This is a genomic window from Marinomonas sp. CT5 (genome assembly GCF_018336975.1).
Classification (GTDB): Bacteria; Pseudomonadota; Gammaproteobacteria; order Pseudomonadales; family Marinomonadaceae; genus Marinomonas.
This window is the reverse complement of the sequence record NZ_CP025572.1, coordinates 4,646,301-4,661,846: the sequence shown is the minus strand read 5'-3', so window position 1 is coordinate 4,661,846 and position 15,546 is coordinate 4,646,301. Positions and strand designations below refer to the sequence as shown.

General features: G+C 43.9%; 14 protein-coding genes. 7 read left to right on the top strand and 7 right to left on the bottom strand.

What is annotated here, in order from left to right; translation table 11 throughout:
* The first annotated feature begins 163 nt into the window (after positions 1-163).
* Together uvrD and C0J08_RS22120 are read left to right on the top strand one after the other, a co-directional pair.
* The gene (gene uvrD / locus C0J08_RS22125) at positions 164-2,377 is read left to right on the top strand and encodes a DNA helicase II (RefSeq protein ID WP_212654013.1); all 2,214 of its coding nucleotides are present in this window, start codon (positions 164-166) and stop codon (positions 2,375-2,377) included.
* Between the two features lie 187 nt (positions 2,378-2,564).
* Entirely contained in the window at positions 2,565-3,296 is a 732-nt protein-coding gene (locus C0J08_RS22120) for a hypothetical protein (RefSeq protein ID WP_212654012.1), read from the top strand.
* Here C0J08_RS22120 and C0J08_RS22115 read toward each other — a convergent pair whose 3' ends face one another.
* Both C0J08_RS22115 and C0J08_RS22110 read right to left on the bottom strand, forming a co-directional pair.
* On the bottom strand, positions 3,297-3,581 hold the full coding sequence (locus tag C0J08_RS22115; protein WP_212654011.1) for a type II toxin-antitoxin system RelE/ParE family toxin: 285 nt from the start codon (positions 3,579-3,581) through the stop codon (positions 3,297-3,299).
* Positions 3,581-3,850: a CopG family ribbon-helix-helix protein gene (locus C0J08_RS22110; RefSeq protein WP_212654010.1), complete on the bottom strand. Its 270-nt coding sequence runs from the start codon at positions 3,848-3,850 to the stop codon at positions 3,581-3,583. The genes C0J08_RS22115 and C0J08_RS22110 overlap by 1 nt, the downstream gene beginning before the upstream one ends.
* A 150-nt stretch (positions 3,851-4,000) precedes the next feature.
* Between C0J08_RS22110 and C0J08_RS22105 the strand changes: the two genes are divergently transcribed.
* From C0J08_RS22105 to C0J08_RS22095, 3 genes are all read left to right on the top strand, one after another.
* Positions 4,001-5,068, top strand: coding sequence for an oxidoreductase (locus C0J08_RS22105; RefSeq protein WP_212654009.1), 1,068 nt, complete (start codon positions 4,001-4,003; stop codon positions 5,066-5,068).
* Between the two features lie 275 nt (positions 5,069-5,343).
* Complete coding sequence (locus tag C0J08_RS22100) at positions 5,344-6,456, top strand: TRAP transporter substrate-binding protein (RefSeq protein ID WP_212654008.1); 1,113 nt, start codon at positions 5,344-5,346, stop codon at positions 6,454-6,456.
* A gap of 356 nt (positions 6,457-6,812) precedes the next feature.
* On the top strand, positions 6,813-7,922 hold the full coding sequence (locus C0J08_RS22095) for a TRAP transporter substrate-binding protein (RefSeq protein WP_212654007.1): 1,110 nt from the start codon (positions 6,813-6,815) through the stop codon (positions 7,920-7,922).
* An 86-nt stretch (positions 7,923-8,008) separates the two neighbouring features.
* Here C0J08_RS22095 and C0J08_RS22090 read toward each other — a convergent pair whose 3' ends face one another.
* Together C0J08_RS22090 and C0J08_RS22085 are read right to left on the bottom strand one after the other, a co-directional pair.
* On the bottom strand, positions 8,009-8,881 hold the full coding sequence (locus C0J08_RS22090; protein WP_212654006.1) for a dihydrodipicolinate synthase family protein: 873 nt from the start codon (positions 8,879-8,881) through the stop codon (positions 8,009-8,011).
* 10 nt (positions 8,882-8,891) lie between these two features.
* Positions 8,892-9,668, bottom strand: coding sequence for an aldolase (locus C0J08_RS22085; protein ID WP_212654005.1), 777 nt, complete (start codon positions 9,666-9,668; stop codon positions 8,892-8,894).
* 107 nt (positions 9,669-9,775) lie between these two features.
* Here C0J08_RS22085 and C0J08_RS22080 point away from each other — a divergent pair, with 107 nt between their 5' ends.
* Both C0J08_RS22080 and C0J08_RS22075 read left to right on the top strand, forming a co-directional pair.
* Positions 9,776-11,185 carry an aminotransferase-like domain-containing protein gene (locus C0J08_RS22080; protein ID WP_212654004.1) on the top strand — a complete coding sequence of 470 codons (1,410 nt, stop codon included), beginning with the start codon at positions 9,776-9,778 and terminating at the stop codon, positions 11,183-11,185.
* A gap of 222 nt (positions 11,186-11,407) precedes the next feature.
* Positions 11,408-12,517 carry a TRAP transporter substrate-binding protein gene (locus tag C0J08_RS22075; RefSeq protein WP_212654003.1) on the top strand — a complete coding sequence of 370 codons (1,110 nt, stop codon included), beginning with the start codon at positions 11,408-11,410 and terminating at the stop codon, positions 12,515-12,517.
* Positions 12,518-12,614: 97 nt separating this feature from the next.
* Here the strand turns inward: C0J08_RS22075 and C0J08_RS22070 are convergent, their stop codons facing one another.
* The 3 genes from C0J08_RS22070 to C0J08_RS22060 are packed head-to-tail and all read right to left on the bottom strand — an operon-like array spanning position 12,615 to position 15,544.
* Positions 12,615-14,102: a tripartite tricarboxylate transporter permease gene (locus C0J08_RS22070; protein ID WP_212654002.1), complete on the bottom strand. Its 1,488-nt coding sequence runs from the start codon at positions 14,100-14,102 to the stop codon at positions 12,615-12,617.
* Positions 14,102-14,542 (bottom strand): tripartite tricarboxylate transporter TctB family protein, encoded by a 441-nt coding sequence (locus C0J08_RS22065; protein WP_212654001.1) that lies wholly within the window; start codon positions 14,540-14,542, stop codon positions 14,102-14,104. Before C0J08_RS22065 ends, C0J08_RS22070 begins: the two co-directional genes overlap by 1 nt.
* A 24-nt stretch (positions 14,543-14,566) precedes the next feature.
* Complete coding sequence (locus tag C0J08_RS22060; RefSeq protein ID WP_212654000.1) at positions 14,567-15,544, bottom strand: Bug family tripartite tricarboxylate transporter substrate binding protein; 978 nt, start codon at positions 15,542-15,544, stop codon at positions 14,567-14,569.
* Positions 15,545-15,546: the final 2 nt, after the last annotated feature.

The window sequence follows — 15,546 nt, the reverse complement described above, 5'->3', positions numbered from 1 at the left end:
TCGACGACATTGAAGTGCATAGATCACTGTCATCGACAGTTAAAAAAAGTCAAAATAGACACACAACTTATTTCAAGATAATAAAAAACCCAAATAGGTTAAAAATCAATCTATTTTTACGCGTTTTTTGTGACAAATTTATTAATTATTATGGCGGAATGTAATGGACGTTTCTTTTATCCTCGACTCACTGAATGACAAGCAGCGTGAAGCCGTTGCGGCTCCTTTGCAGAATAGCCTTGTTTTGGCTGGCGCTGGGTCAGGAAAAACCCGAGTCCTAGTGCATCGTATTGCTTGGTTGATGCACGCTTATGAATTGTCGCCTTATAGCCTGATGGCGGTAACTTTTACCAATAAAGCCGCTCGGGAAATGCAAGGTCGTATCGAGCAGCTGGTGGGCGTACCGCCGCAAGGCATGTGGGTCGGTACATTCCACGGTTTAGCACACAGACTGTTGCGTGCTCATTGGCGTGATGCTGGGCTAAAAGAAAATTTCCAGATAATGGACAGTGACGATCAACTTCGTCTCATCAAACGTATTATGCGAGAGCTAAACATCGATGATACTCGCTGGCCGCCTAAGCAAGTTTCTTGGTTTATTAATGCGCAAAAAGACGAAGGACGACGAGCGGCTCATGTGCCAGACAGCCATGACCCATTCTCCAAAGGTATGCGCGAGCTGTATTACCACTACGAAGAAGCCTGTGAGCGCGGTGGTTTACTGGATTTTGGTGAGCTGCTATTGCGGGCGCATGAATTGATGCTGAGTACCCCCGCCTTATTACGTCACTATCAAGAGCGCTTTCGTCATGTATTGGTAGACGAGTTTCAAGATACCAACACCATACAATACGCTTGGTTACGAATCATGGTGGGGAGCGAAGGCACGATTACCGCGGTAGGGGATGATGATCAGTCGATCTATGGCTGGCGTGGTGCCAAGATCGAAAATATCCATAATTTCACCAAAGATTTTAAAGACGTAGATACTATTCGCTTGGAGCAAAACTACCGCTCAACCGGCCATATCCTGAAAGCCGCTAACGGCTTAATCAAAAACAATGATGATCGACTAGGTAAAGAGCTGTGGACGGACAGTGGCGATGGCGAGCCAATCTCCTTGTATGCTGGTTTTAATGAACAAGATGAAGCGCGTTTTATCCTTGGCATCATCAAACAGTGGCGCGACAAGGGAACGGCTTTGACCGACATGGCGATTTTGTATCGCTCTAATGCTCAGTCGCGGGTTATCGAGGAATGTTTAGTTAGGGAACAGATTGCTTATCGAATTTATGGTGGGCACAGATTCTATGACCGTCTTGAGATCAAAAATGCCTTGGCTTATGCGCGTTTAGCGCTGGACCCGAATGATGACGGCGCTATGGAGCGGGTGATCAATGTACCTCCTCGTGGTATTGGTGAGCGAAGTATTGGTACCTTGCGCGAAATTGCTCGCGATAATGGCTGTTCTATGTGGCAAGCCGCGCAAGAGGTCGTACGTCAGTCCTTGATGCCGGGTCGTGCGACCAATGCGATCAAGGCATTTTTGCATCTCATCGAAGGCTTAAGCACCACGGTACAGCAGCCAGATTTGAACCTGAACGATATTTTTGAACAAATTATCGAAGAAGCGGGTTTGATTCCTTTCCATGAAAAAGAGAAAGGCGAGAAGGGCGAAGCTCGTATCGAAAACTTAAAAGAGTTGGTGGGAGCGGCTGGTGGTTTCAGCTGGAGTGATGAGGACGAAGAGTTTAGTTCTCCGCTGATGGCGTTCCTGGATAAAGCCGTATTGGATGCGGGCGATGCGCAAGCGGATGAATACCAAGATGCGGTACAGCTAATGACGCTTCACTCTGCAAAAGGTCTAGAGTTCCCGTTGGTGTTTTTAACGGGTGTGGAAGAAAACGTTTTCCCAAGCAAAATGTCTTTCGAAGAGCCAGGACGACTCGAAGAAGAGCGTCGTCTTTGCTATGTCGGCATTACGCGAGCCATGGAAAAGCTCTATATCACGTACGCGGAATCCCGTCGCTTATTTGGTAGTGAATCCTTTAATAGCCCATCACGCTTCATCAAAGAGCTACCACAAGAATGTTTGGAAGAAGTCCGCCTTCGTTCTCAGGTGAGCCGCCCTGTTTCCTTACAGCGACCTGATTACGGTTATGAAAAGAGCAAATTGCAAAACAGCAACGTGTTAAATAAATACAAAGCGCCTGAAGTCAGTGTGAATATGGGAGACCGAGTGAATCATCCTGTGTTTGGTGAAGGTCTCGTTATCAATTACGAAGGCCAAGGCCCACAAGCACGTGTACAGGTTAACTTCGATGATGAAGGCACCAAATGGCTGGTGTTGTCGTTTGCTAAGCTGGAAGTGCTTTAATCTTTTGGGTAAAAGGACGCTGAGTCTTATTCCTTTGCGCCTGCTTCGCAAGCTCCGCGCGTCAGCAGGAATAAGACTCAGCTTACCTTTGTTCCGTTAATTGTGTATTTACTTGATGCTAGAGTTTTCAAGTACGAAATTTGTATATGTCATTGTTTGATAAATTTTAACGTTTTGAAGGGATATCATGGCTGCTTATTGGGACTGGTCGGCGTTAGATAAAAGAATCAAAGCACGATGCGAAACTGCTGACTATAGAAAAGCGATATCCCCTTTAAATTCGATTCAACAGAATCAAATGTATTGCCGTTATCACTACAAAGAGTACAAGCGCCTTAACCAAGAACATTTAGAAGCATTCAAAAATGAAGGGCTTGGGGCAAGAGGATTAGTCAATAGAGTGCTAATCCCTGATGAGAAAGAGCAGTTTTTTAAAGTCGCTTGTGAAGCCCACATCAATGCCTTTTTGAGAAACCTGCATAGTGGCACTGATTTGTTAGCCCATGTGGTGTATTTTTGCCTCGATTTTGATCATGATAATGAACTCAAACTTAATCAACGTAGTATTTCCTTATCAACTTTAGTAAAAAAGCTCGACGAAAGTAAGAAGTATAGTTCTCTAAAAAACTTGCTAAAGAAGTATACCGATGGCGAAGATTATAAATATTTTTTTGCTTGGGGAAATCACACGAAACATTGGTCAAATATTACATGTCAGCTAACGTACAACTTGAAAGAAGTTGATAGTGGTATTTACAGCTGGGACTTTGAGCCTTTTGTCTATTCTGGAAACTCTTATCCAAGGATGGAAGTTATGAAGTTCATTGAACGAGAATATGACCGTCAATCTGAATTACTTCCCAAAATAATTAAAGAAGTGGATTTTCTTAATGCCCAACTTATAGGTTTGGAATTGTGATCACTTACGTTCACCCTCAAGTCCATGCCAGATACGAAGTACTATGATTGTTTCTTTGTGAATGGAATAACGCACAATGTAATTGCCAAAAATCATGTCCCTAACTGTTTCTGGTGACGGCGCTAATTTAACGGTAGTCCCAAGATTAGGGAAATCCACGAGTAGGTTTATTTTACTAATGAGCTCTTGTGCTACTCGTAACGCTGCATTTGGGTTGTGTTTGGCGATAAACTCTCGTAGCCGTTTTAAATCCGTGATGGCATCTTCCGTGTAGATCAGTTTCATTATTTTACCTTAGGAGCGTCCAGCTCGTCTTTGCATCCCCAGCTGTTTAACCATTCATGAACTTCTTCTCCTGCGACCACTTTTCCTTGTGCTGCGGATTCCATTGCTTCTAGAGTTTGTTGCCAACGCTCTTGTTCTAGTTGCTGTTTTTCAAGATATTCAACGAGGGCTTGATTAATTACCCAACCTTTACTGCGCTGTAGTTTGTTGGCAATTCTCTCTAAACGCTGCTCAGTATCATCTTGTAGTCTTACTGTCGTGACGCTCATATCATTCACACTCTCGTTTATAATCTACAATACAAAAAATACAATGTAATACAGCATAGTTTAGTTTGTATTTTTTTAATTGCAGCAAATTTTTTCAATTAGAGGTAAACTGTTTAGAGTTGTAATGATTTAGTTGAAAAGGAGTGTGGCATGGCGATTCGTGTTGGTTTGATTGGTTTTGGTTTGTCGGGGCGGGTGTTTCATACGCCTTTTGTGATGAATGATCCTGACATGGAGATGGCGTATGTTTGCAGTTCGAAAGCAGATGAGGTGAGGGCGATCCTGCCTGATGTCTCGGTGGTATCGTCTGCGGAGTCTGTGTTTGCGGCGCCGGATGTGGATTTGGTGGTGATTACTACGCCAAATGTGTTGCATTTTGATCAAGCAAAACAAGCGTTAGAAAACGGTAAACATGTGTTGTTGGAAAAGCCTTCTGTTACTCGCTTATCTCAGATTGAAGCCTTGTGTACCCTCGCGAAACAAAATGGCTTGGTGTTTTGCGTGTATCAGAACCGTCGTTTTGATGGGGATTTTTTACGCCTTAAAGCGTTAATTGAAAGTGGTGAATTAGGGAAGCTGAAGCATTTGGATTCTCGTTTCGATCGTTTTCGTCCCACAGTACAAGCTCGTTGGCGAGAAGAGCCGGGTGTTGGTACTGGCATTTTTTGGGATCTTGGACCGCATTTACTGGATCAGGCATTAAGTCTATTTGGTACACCTAAGTGGCTGCATGCCAGCATTGATAAGGTGCGTGAGGGGAGTCAAACTCATGACTGGTTTGAGGTGGAGTTAGGTTACGATAACAAACGTATTCGTTTAGCCTCTACGCCGTTTGAAGCGGGTGAAATGCGTCGCTTTAATGCTCGCTTTACTAAGGGAAGCTGGCAATGTGTGGGGTTAGACCCACAAGAAGAAGCTTTACGAGCCGGGCAAATGCCATGGCAAGATGACTTTCCTTCACAAGCCACCCAGCAAAAAATCACCCGTTTTGTCGCCCATGCCGAAGATAATATTGAAAGCATTCAAGAGGAAGCGACACAAGGTCATTATGATGAATTTTATGCGCAATTACGCGACGCCATTTTAGGTAAAGGTGACGCACCAGTTTCTATGGAACAGGCCTGTCATTTGATTTACTTGATTGGTTTGGCAGAACAATCGGCAGAAAGTGGTCAACGGATGTCGTGGAATTACTCGCCAAACCTTACGACTCAGTAAAATAAGTCTCAATAAATTGCAAAAAAGGGTTGAGCAAGATTCCGACAATTCTTATCATCTTCTGCCCTTTTACTGTTTCATGCGGTAAAAGGGCAATTTTCTGTCTGATCTTATAATAAAAAGGCGATAAAGGACGGCACCTTGCTAATGTCTTTATTGATCCAATCTCCATGGATGGTGGTGTTTCCTCATCACTTTCTCATGTCTCAGACACATTTCACCTAGATTCAATATCTAAGTTGTTAAAAAAGTAACTGGCTCCCTGAGGGAAAATAATGCGTAATTTAATGGTATTGGGCAAATTGGCATTCGCTGGTTTGTTTGCTTTGTCTTTGGTCGCTTGTGGCGGATCAGAGAAAGCCGAAGAAACAGCAAAAGTTGAAAAGAAAACAGAGACAATTCATTGGAAAATGGTCACAACTTGGCCAAAGAATTTTCCTGGATTGGGCACAAGTGCTGAAGAGCTTGCGAAAAACATCACTAAAATGTCTAACGGTCGCTTAGATATTAAAGTCTACGCGGCAGGTGAATTGGTTCCTGCTATGGAAGTGTTTGATGCCGTGTCTCGTGGCACAGCACAAATGGGACACAGTTCAGCTTACTACTGGAAAGGTAAAGCGCCGGCAGTACAGTTCTTTTCGTCTGTACCTTTTGGTATGACAGCGCAAGAGTTTAACTCTTGGCTGACTTACGGCGGCGGTTTGCAGCTGTGGGAAGAAGTGTATGCACCCTTTAATATCATTCCTATGGCGGTAGGTAACACTGGCGCACAAATGGGTGGCTGGTTCAACAAAGAAATCAATTCGCTAGAAGACTTCAAAGGCTTGAAAATGCGTATGCCTGGCTTGGGTGGCGAGGTGCTTAAAAAAGTGGGCGCTGTAACGGTTAACCTTCCTGGTAGTGAAATCTTCACCGCGCTTCAAACGGGTACGATTGATGCGACTGAGTGGGTAGGTCCATACAATGATCTAGCATTTGGTTTGTACAAAGCGGCGAAATACTACTATTACCCAGGTTGGCAAGAGCCAGGTTCAGCGGTTGAAGCTTTGATTAACAAAGACGCTTTCAATGCGTTGCCAGAAGACCTACAAGATATTGTTCGTTCTGCTGCACAACAAGCCAACATGAATATGTTGAGCGAGTTTACTGCGCGTAATAATGCGGCACTGAAAACTTTGGTTGATGACCATCATGTGGTGTTGAAAAAATTCCCGAAAGATCTATTGGAAGCCTTGCGTGTGGCCTCTGATGAAACACTAAAAGAAGTCGCAGCTAATGATCCTATGAGCCAAAAGGTTTATGACTCTTTCACTGCTTTTTTAAGCTCTGTTAGTGAGTGGCATGATATTTCCGAGCGAGCGTTTATTAATGCTCGTGCGACGGACTAATTTCATCTTCTTACTATAAAAAATAACGATCCCAATAAGCCCTGTTGTCGCGTGATAGCAGGGCTTATTTTATTTTTTAATACGACTAAAAGCTCCGCTATCTCTGATAACGGAGCTTTTTTGTTTTTTTTAAGAATAGATCTCAGAATCAGCAGGAAAATAAATATCAAAAAGGGCTTGAGCACTGGCAGCGCAATTCATACTATTCAAACACTTAGTGCATAAAATGTGAATTATAGGCCGCTTTTTTTCCTTAATATATCGGCTTAGTCCATGTGCAATTAGGGTTGTACTTTTCTTATTTTAACGCTGAGCTTAATAACAATAAATGTAATTAGCTTCCTGAGGGATATTCAATGATAACAATAAAATCGTGGAGCAAACTGGCGTTGGTCGGTTTGGCCGCGGCTACTTTGGTAGCCTGTGGCGGATCTGAAGAAAAAGAAACCGCAAAGGCGGAAAAGAAAACGGAAGTCATTAATTGGAAAATGGTAACAACTTGGCCTAAGAACTTTCCGGGGTTGGGCACAGGGGCTGAGAACTTAGCGAAAAGCATTAATGAAATGTCCAACGGACGTATTAATGTAAAAGTGTATGCCGCAGGTGAATTGGTTCCTGCGCTAGAAGTGTTTGATGCGGTATCTCGTGGAACCGCACAAATGGGTCACGGGGCTGCTTATTATTGGAAAGGCAAAGCGCCAGCGGCTCAGTTCTTTACCGCGGTTCCTTTTGGTTTCACGGCACAAGAAATCAATTCATGGATTCACCATGGTGGTGGTTTAAAACTGTGGGAAGAAATCTACGCGCCGTTTAATTTGATTCCAATGGCAGCGGGTAACACTGGCGTACAAATGGGAGGATGGTTCAACAAAGAGATTAACTCTTTGGCGGATTTCCAAGGCCTGAAAATGCGTATCCCTGGTTTGGGAGGCGAAGTCCTTAAGAAAGTGGGCGGTACGTCTATTAACCTTCCTGGTGGTGAAATCTTTACGGCTTTGCAATCTGGAACCATCGATGCGACAGAATGGGTGGGTCCGTATAACGATTTAGCATTTGGTTTGTACAAAGCAGCCAAATACTACTACTACCCAGGTTGGCATGAGCCAGGTTCTACCATGGAAGCGATCTATAACAAGGAAGCGTTTGAAGCCTTGCCAAAAGATCTACAGCTGATTGTGCGCGCCGCGACTCGCCAAGCTAATGCGGAAATGCTCGATGAATTCACTGCGTTGAACAATTCAGCATTGCAGACATTAGTAAACGAACACAACGTCACCTTAAAACCTTTCCCTGATGATGTGCTATTAGCGTTGAAAAAGGCGTCAGCAGAAACGCTAGAAGAAGTGGCGGCCGCGGACCCAATGAGTCAGAAAGTGTATGACTCATTTAAAGCGTTTGGTTCTAAAGTCAGAGCGTGGCATGAAGTGTCTGAGCGAGCTTATATCAATGCACGCGCAGACGATTAAGCTTCTAAGCGTTTTTGCTTGATAGTCGATTAGCACAGTTAAAAGCTCCGTTACTTTTGATAACGGAGCTTTTTTTATATATGAAATTAAATACTTAGTAATTTTGCTAATGTAGCTTTGTCTTTCTCATTAGCAGCCGTCAGAGGTTTACGAGGCTCGCCGACTTGAAGGCCTTTTAACGCCAAGCCTGCTTTAATTGTTTTAGGCAATCCGCCAGCAACAATAAAGCTTAGTACAGGTAATTGACGGTAAAAACAGTCTTTCGCAGATTGAAGATCATTCGCTTTAATTAAGGTATAAAGCTCTTTTGGTAATGTCTCCAATAAATTTGGGGCGGCAGTACACCAACCACTAGCTCCTGCGCATAAGGCTTCTAAAGCTAATGGATTACTACCATTGTAGAAAGGTAACTCGCCAGCTGATAATTGATGTATTTTGTGCATTCGCTGAATATCACCAGTACTTTCTTTTACCATGGTGATGTTAGGAATTTCCTTAAACATTTTGACGATTAATTCAGGCGACATATCTACACCACTGGTAGCCGGATTATTGTAAATCATAATTGGTAAGGGCACTGTTGCCGCAATAGCCTCATAATAACTGAAGATTTCCTCGTTTGTGAGTTTCCAGTACGACACAGGTATCACCATAATAGCATCGGCACCAATCTGAGCTGCAAAACGCGCTTTATTAATAGCTTGCTCTGTTGTTAGCTCTGAAATACCAATAATCACTGGTACTCGGTTCGCTACAATTTTGACTGAATGTTCTGCGACTTCTTTCCATTCGGAAAGGCTTAAATATGCGCTTTCACCAGTGCTGCCTAGAGGAGCTATAGCATCGCAGCCATGTTGTAACAGTAGTTCTAAACTTTGTCCCAGTTTCTCTAAATCGGGTTGATTAGTATCTACAGTAAAAGGGGTAATTGGGTACGCGATAATGCCTGTTAGTTTCATTTTCATCTCCTTAGATGGATTCAGGGTGGGACTTCAGTGCTTTTCTAGCGTAATACGCAAAGTTGACCTTGCTACGGCGGTCAGTCGTTAGCCAGTCATGGGCTTCTTTTGCTAATTCAGTCGGTAAAGGCTGAATCTGTCCAGCAGCCATTGCTAGTAGCTGTAATCGTGCTGCGCGCTCAATCATCAATGCGAGATTACAGGCTTCTTCAATGGTTTTACCTACAACTAGCTGACCATGATGGGCCAACAAAACGGCTCTTTTTTTACCCAGAGCATTAGAAATAATGATGCCTTCTTCATTACCAACAGGAACTCCTGGCCAATCACTTAAAAAGGCGCAGTCATCAAATAAACTGCAGATATCCATTTGTGCAACCATCAGCGGAACTTTGAGCATAGACAGTGCTGCTACATGAGTTGGGTGAGTGTGAATAATGCAATTCACTTCAGGGTGTTGTTGGTAAATCCAGGTGTGGAATCTATTGGCGGGGTTTGGCATTGCTTGTTGATCGATAGGTTCCAAATCCTGATTTACTTCCAGCAAATTGTCAGCGGTGATCTCATCGAATCCTAGTCCGAATTGTTGTGTGATAAATGTATTGCCGGATTCAGTACGGGCAGTGACTTGTCCTGCTAAACCTGCATCATGACCGTGCTCATATAAAATACGACAAGTTAAGGCCAGCTTTTGCCTGTCGCTAAATTGACCTTCATTTACCAATCGATCCATTTGTTGTTGCGCATTAGCCATCAGTTGTTGTTTATCTAGGTGTGCTGTTTTCATCGTGTTTTAACTCCTAGTTCATGCTTGAGTAGGCAGAATAAAACTAATCTGGACCAGAGATAACATCCAGATTTACAATTAGTAATGGTCCAGATAGAGGAAGGGTTATGCTACGTCCATGGCAAACGCAGTTGTGGTTAGAGAATAGTATTGGTGATACGACTCATGCTCGGTTGGTCAATAGACTTATAGAGGACATTTTAAATGGGCGGCTAGAGTCTGGTGCTCTTTTACCTGGCTCGCGATCATTAGCGGCTATATTGGGATTAAATCGTAAGACGGTTCAAGTGGCGTATGACGAACTAATTGCACAAGGCTGGCTGGTGGCTGAAGCAAAACGCGGAACCTTTGTTTCAGCACGATTGCCGGAGCAACATTTATCAGAACAGTATCAACATTTAGTGACACGTACTGCTACGGTAGACATTGAGGCTGTTCCTACTTCGTTAAGTTTGGACAGTTGTACAAACGTAGATAATGACGGCATTCCAGATGCTCGCCTTATTCCCTATGAGTTATTAGCAAGGGCGTATCGAAGGGCATTAATTGCAGCCAGTCGTAAGCAATATTTGGGTTATGGGGATGCTCAGGGAACGATAGAATTACGTAGCGCCTTACAGAGAATGCTTGTTCAGGAGCGTTACCTGCATTTGACGACAGCTAATATTTGTACCGTTCGAGGAAGTCAGATGGCCATTTACTTGGCATCCCGTATTATTAAGCCATCTGATGGTGTAATGATATTTGAGGAGCTTACTTACGCTCCTGCGTTGGCTGCTTTTGAAGCGGCTGGTTTCACTATATTACGTTGCAAAACAGACAGTAAAGGCCTTGATGTTTTACATCTAGAAAAATTACTGGCTAATCACAAAGTAGCGGCTATTTATACGACCCCTCATCATCATTATCCTACTACCGTCACTATGGTGATGGAGCGGCGTTTATTATTACTGCAGCTATCAATTCGTTACGGCTTTTACATAGTGGAAGATGATTATGATCATGAATTTCATTTTGACAGCCGGCCTATACCGCCATTAGCGAGTTTACCTGGTGCCGAACGGGTGCTGCATATAGGTTCGTTATCAAAGGTATTTGCCCCAGGGCTTAGAGTTGGGTATTTAGTGGCGCATCCTGAATTAATAAAACAAGCCGTGCAGGAGATTTTAATGATTGATAGACAAGGTAATACGTTAACAGAGCTTGCCTTGGCTGAATTATTAGAATCAGGTGAAGTAAAGCGTCATATTAGGAAATGTAAAAAACTCTATAAAGCCCGTCGTGATCACTGTATTACGGAGCTAAATCGGCTGTTTGGTGACAGGGTTAGTTTCCATGTTCCTGCAGGAGGCTTAGCTTTTTGGCTGAATTTAGGGGATTCATCACAGTTGGATCTTACAGATTTAGCTTTAAATCCATATTTCTTTAATCATAAACAGAATGGTTACCTTAGGTTCGGTTTTGGAGCATTAACCGAGTGGGAAGCGACAGATGCGCTGACTAGCCTGAAGTTTTAAGTTTATTTGCTTATAGGGCGTTAATTGTTCGACTAATAAATACTATTTAAAAATAAAACCCAAAAAGTCTTGAGCCTTGATATTTCAATTCATACTATTAAAAACGCTTTGTAAATAAGTTACGGCTATAAAGTGGGTTGTTCGACTTACTTTTGCTGTATTTATGTCATCACGCAAGGCGTTTCATAAGAATAAAGTCATTCAGTCTTTTAGGGATAATCAATGAGAACAATAAAAATGTGGGGAAAACTGGCTTTGGTCGGTTTAGCTGCGGCAAGTTTGGTTGCTTGTGGTGGGTCGGAAGAGAAAGAAACAGCAAAGGCTGATAAAGCAGCAGACGTTATTCATTGGAAAATGGTCACAACTTGGCCGAAGAACTTTCCTGGTTTAGGTACAGCTGCCGAAAATTTAGCGAAAAATATTACCGCTATGTCTAATGGACGCTTAGTGGTCAAAGTCTATGCGGCCGGTGAGTTGGTTCCGGCGCTTGAAGTATTTGATGCGGTATCTCGTGGTACAGCGCAAATGGGCCATGGTGGTGCTTTTTACTGGAAAGGTAAGGCACCCGCTGCACAGTTTTTCTCGGCGGTACCGTTTGGCTTCACCGCACAAGAAATGAACTCTTGGCTGCATTATGGTGGCGGCCTGAAGTTGTGGGAAGAAACCTACGCGCCTTTTAACCTGATTCCAATGGCGGCTGGTAATACAGGGGTACAGATGGGAGGTTGGTTTAATAAAGAGATCAATTCACTGGCTGACTTCCAAGGTTTAAAAATGCGTCTGCCTGGTTTGGGCGGTGAGGTATTGAAAAAAGTCGGTGGTACGCCCGTTAATTTACCCGGTAGTGAGATCTTTACGGCACTGCAAACCGGTACGATTGAAGCGACAGAATGGGTGGGGCCCTACAATGATCTTGCTTTTGGTTTGTATAAAGCCGCTAAGTATTATTACTACCCAGGCTGGCATGAGCCCGGTTCTACTATGGAAGCTATTTACAACAAGGACGCGTTTGAGGCCTTGCCAAAAGATCTTCAGCTGATCGTACGTGCCGCCACTCGAGATGTGAATGCGGACATGCTGGACGAATTTACGGCTCGTAATAATGCCGCACTAGAAACCTTAGTGAATGAACACCATGTTGTTTTTAAAGCCTTTCCTAAAGAGGTGTTAGTGGCATTGAAAAAAGCCTCTGCAGAGACATTAGATGAAGTGGCCGCTGCTGACCCTATGAGTCAAAAAGTCTACGACTCTTTTAAAGAGTTTAATGGCAAGGTTAGAGCCTGGCACGAAGTGTCTGAGAGAGCTTATATCAATGCCCGTGAGCTTGATTAAAGCTTTGCTTCATTAAATGGCAAATAATAAAAAAGCCTTCATGGTTAGATTGACCATGAAGGCTTTTTACGTAAACGAGTTTAGTTCGTTTTGATTATTACTTTTTAAACTTTTTTATCAACTTAGGAGCAACCAGAGCGGCTACGGTTGCGAACGCTAAGATATAAGTCATAGTACCGTTAAGTAAAATTGACCAATCACCGCCACTGATAGACAGTGCGCGACGTAAGTTTTCTTCCAATACTTCGCCTAGTACCAAGCCCAAAATGACAGGAGCAAGAGAAAAGCCCAGCTTGCGCAAGATAAAAGCAAAGATCCCCAATACAATCATAAAGAACAAGTCGAAAGTATCTCCGTGAATGGAATAGATACCAACGAATGTCAGCATAACAATAATAGGGACAAGGTAAGACTGCTTAATAGACAGTAAGCGAACAAACAGGCCAATAAGCGGTAAGTTCATGATCAGTAACGCAATGTTACCAATGAACATGGAGGCGATCAGACCCCACGCAATTTGTGGTTGTTGCTCAAACAGTAGCGGACCCGGTGTGATGTTAAACATTAACAAGGCACCTAATAGAATCGCAGTAGTGCCACTACCTGGAATACCCAATGTCAACATAGGTAGCATAGAGCCTGCCGCAGAAGCATTGTTCGCCGCTTCTGGCGCAGCAAGACCACGAATGTCACCTTCGCCAAAGTGTTCATTATTGCCTTCTGCGAAACGTTTCTCTGTCCCGTAGGCCACCGCACTGGCAATAGAAGCCCCTGTGCCGGGTAACACCCCAATTAAAAAGCCAGATAACGTGGAGCGCAACACCACCCATTTAACGGCCAACATATCCGATAGTGTGATAAAACTTTTACCAACGGGCGTCATTTTTAAATCGTTGCGAGCCCAGCTTTCAAGGAGGATCAGTACTTCACTGATGGCAAACATGCCAATCACGACAACTAAAAAGTCTACGCCATCGAATAAGTTGGGAATGCCCATGGTGAAACGCAGAATGCCTGTACCTGAATCGATACCTACGGTGGCTAATAATAGGCCAATAACCACACCAACGATGGTTTTGATTGGGCGTTTACCGACCATAGTTGCCAAACACGTAAAGGCAAAGATCATCAACCAAACATACTCAGATGGGCCAAATTCAATGGCTAAGCGGCTAAGTAATGGTGCGAAGATCACCATAAGTAACAAAGCCCCCATACTGCCAAAGAAAGAAGAAACGGCGGATAACGCCAATGCTCTTCCACCTTCACCGCGTTTAGCCATTGGATAACCATCTAAAGTGGTCATGATAGCGCCCGCGTCACCTGGAACGTTAAGCAGGATACTGGAAATGCGGCCGCCATATTCGGCACCGTAATAGACTCCTGCCAACAAGATGAGTGCTGATTCTGGCGGTAAACCGATGGAATAGGCCAAAGGTAATAAGATGGCAACACCATTGATAGGTCCAATACCTGGTAATGAACCAATTAAAGTGCCAAAAAAACAGCCCGCTAAGACCAATCCCAAGTTAAGCGGCGTGAAGGCAACCGAGAAACCTATCGATAAATACTGTAAAACGTCCATTATAAGTCTCCGAACAGTAGGCCTGTTGGAACATTAAGCTCCATCAAGTCGGCTAGTAAGAAATAGCTGACCAAGCTTAAAGCAAGGGCATACAAAAAGGCTTTCAGAGGCTTTTCGCCAAATAACCAACTGAAAATAGATCCCACAATTGTGGTAGCGAGGATGAAGCCCGCTTCTTCAAAGAGGAGCGCATACGCCACCATAACCACAAGACCACAGACAATTTTGATCAATATTTCTTTGTTAGGTAACCAAGCGTTAGCATCCGGTTTTACGATTAGGCGTACGCTACAGATAGCGAGCACAGCGGATAAAATGATTGGGAATGCCTTTGGACCAAGGGGCTCATACTGAAACGGGACATCGAAATGGTAAGCTGTCCAGGCAATTAGCCCAGACAGCACCAATAATGCGCCCGCAAAAATGCGGTCATATAACATGTTTTCGCCTCAATTCACGACGTATTATTTAATTAAGCCAGCTTCTTTTGCTAAGCCGCGCATGTAACCAACGCGTTCTTTGATGTAGCTGTCTAACGCTGGACCAGACATGGTGAAAGGCACCAAGTTTTGATCCACTACCACTTTTTCAAAAGCTGGGCTTTGGTAGGCTTTTTTGAACTGATTTGCCCAATAGTTGTAGGCTTCATCAGACACTTTAGGCCCTAAATAATAGCCTCGAAGGATTGTCCATTCTGCGTCGTAACCCTGCTCAATAGCGGTAGGGTAGTTAGAGTATTCGCCTTTTAAGCGTTCTGGGGACATGATGCCAAGCACTTTTACTTTGCCTGACTCAACCAAGCCTTTCATTTCACCTACGTCACCTGGGTAAACTTTGATATGACCACCCAATAGGGCAGCAATGGCTTCACCGCCCCCTTCATAGGCAACATAGCGCATTTTCTTAGGATCAATGCCCGCGGATTTCACGATAATCGCGGCTTTCATCCAATCTTGGCTGCCTACGCCACCACCTGCACCCAAGACGAATTTACTTGGGTCTTTTTTGATGTCGCTGACCAGCTCTTTTAAGTTGTTCCATGGTGCATCAGCACGAACCATGATGGCTCCGTAGTCAACACCGGCCGTGCCAACCCAACGAGCGTCGTTTTCGTCTAGACCTCTGCCAAATTTACCTTGGGCAATGTTGAGCAATGAGCCTGAGCTAAACGCAACTAGCTTGTTTGGATCATCTGGCGTTGTAGAGTTTATGTAGTTGTAAGCAACGGCACCCACACCACCTGGCATAAAGGTAACGGCCATTGGAATTTTGGTGATATCGGCTTTGGCAAAGCCAGTTGAAAGGATACGGCAAGTTAAATCGAAACCGCCACCGGGCTTAGCTGGGGCGATACAGGTCGGTTTGGAAGGTTCAAAGGCGCTAGCATTTAGTGCGGCAGTCATGCCGCCCACTAGTAATAGAGAGGCAATTTTGGCTTTCATTT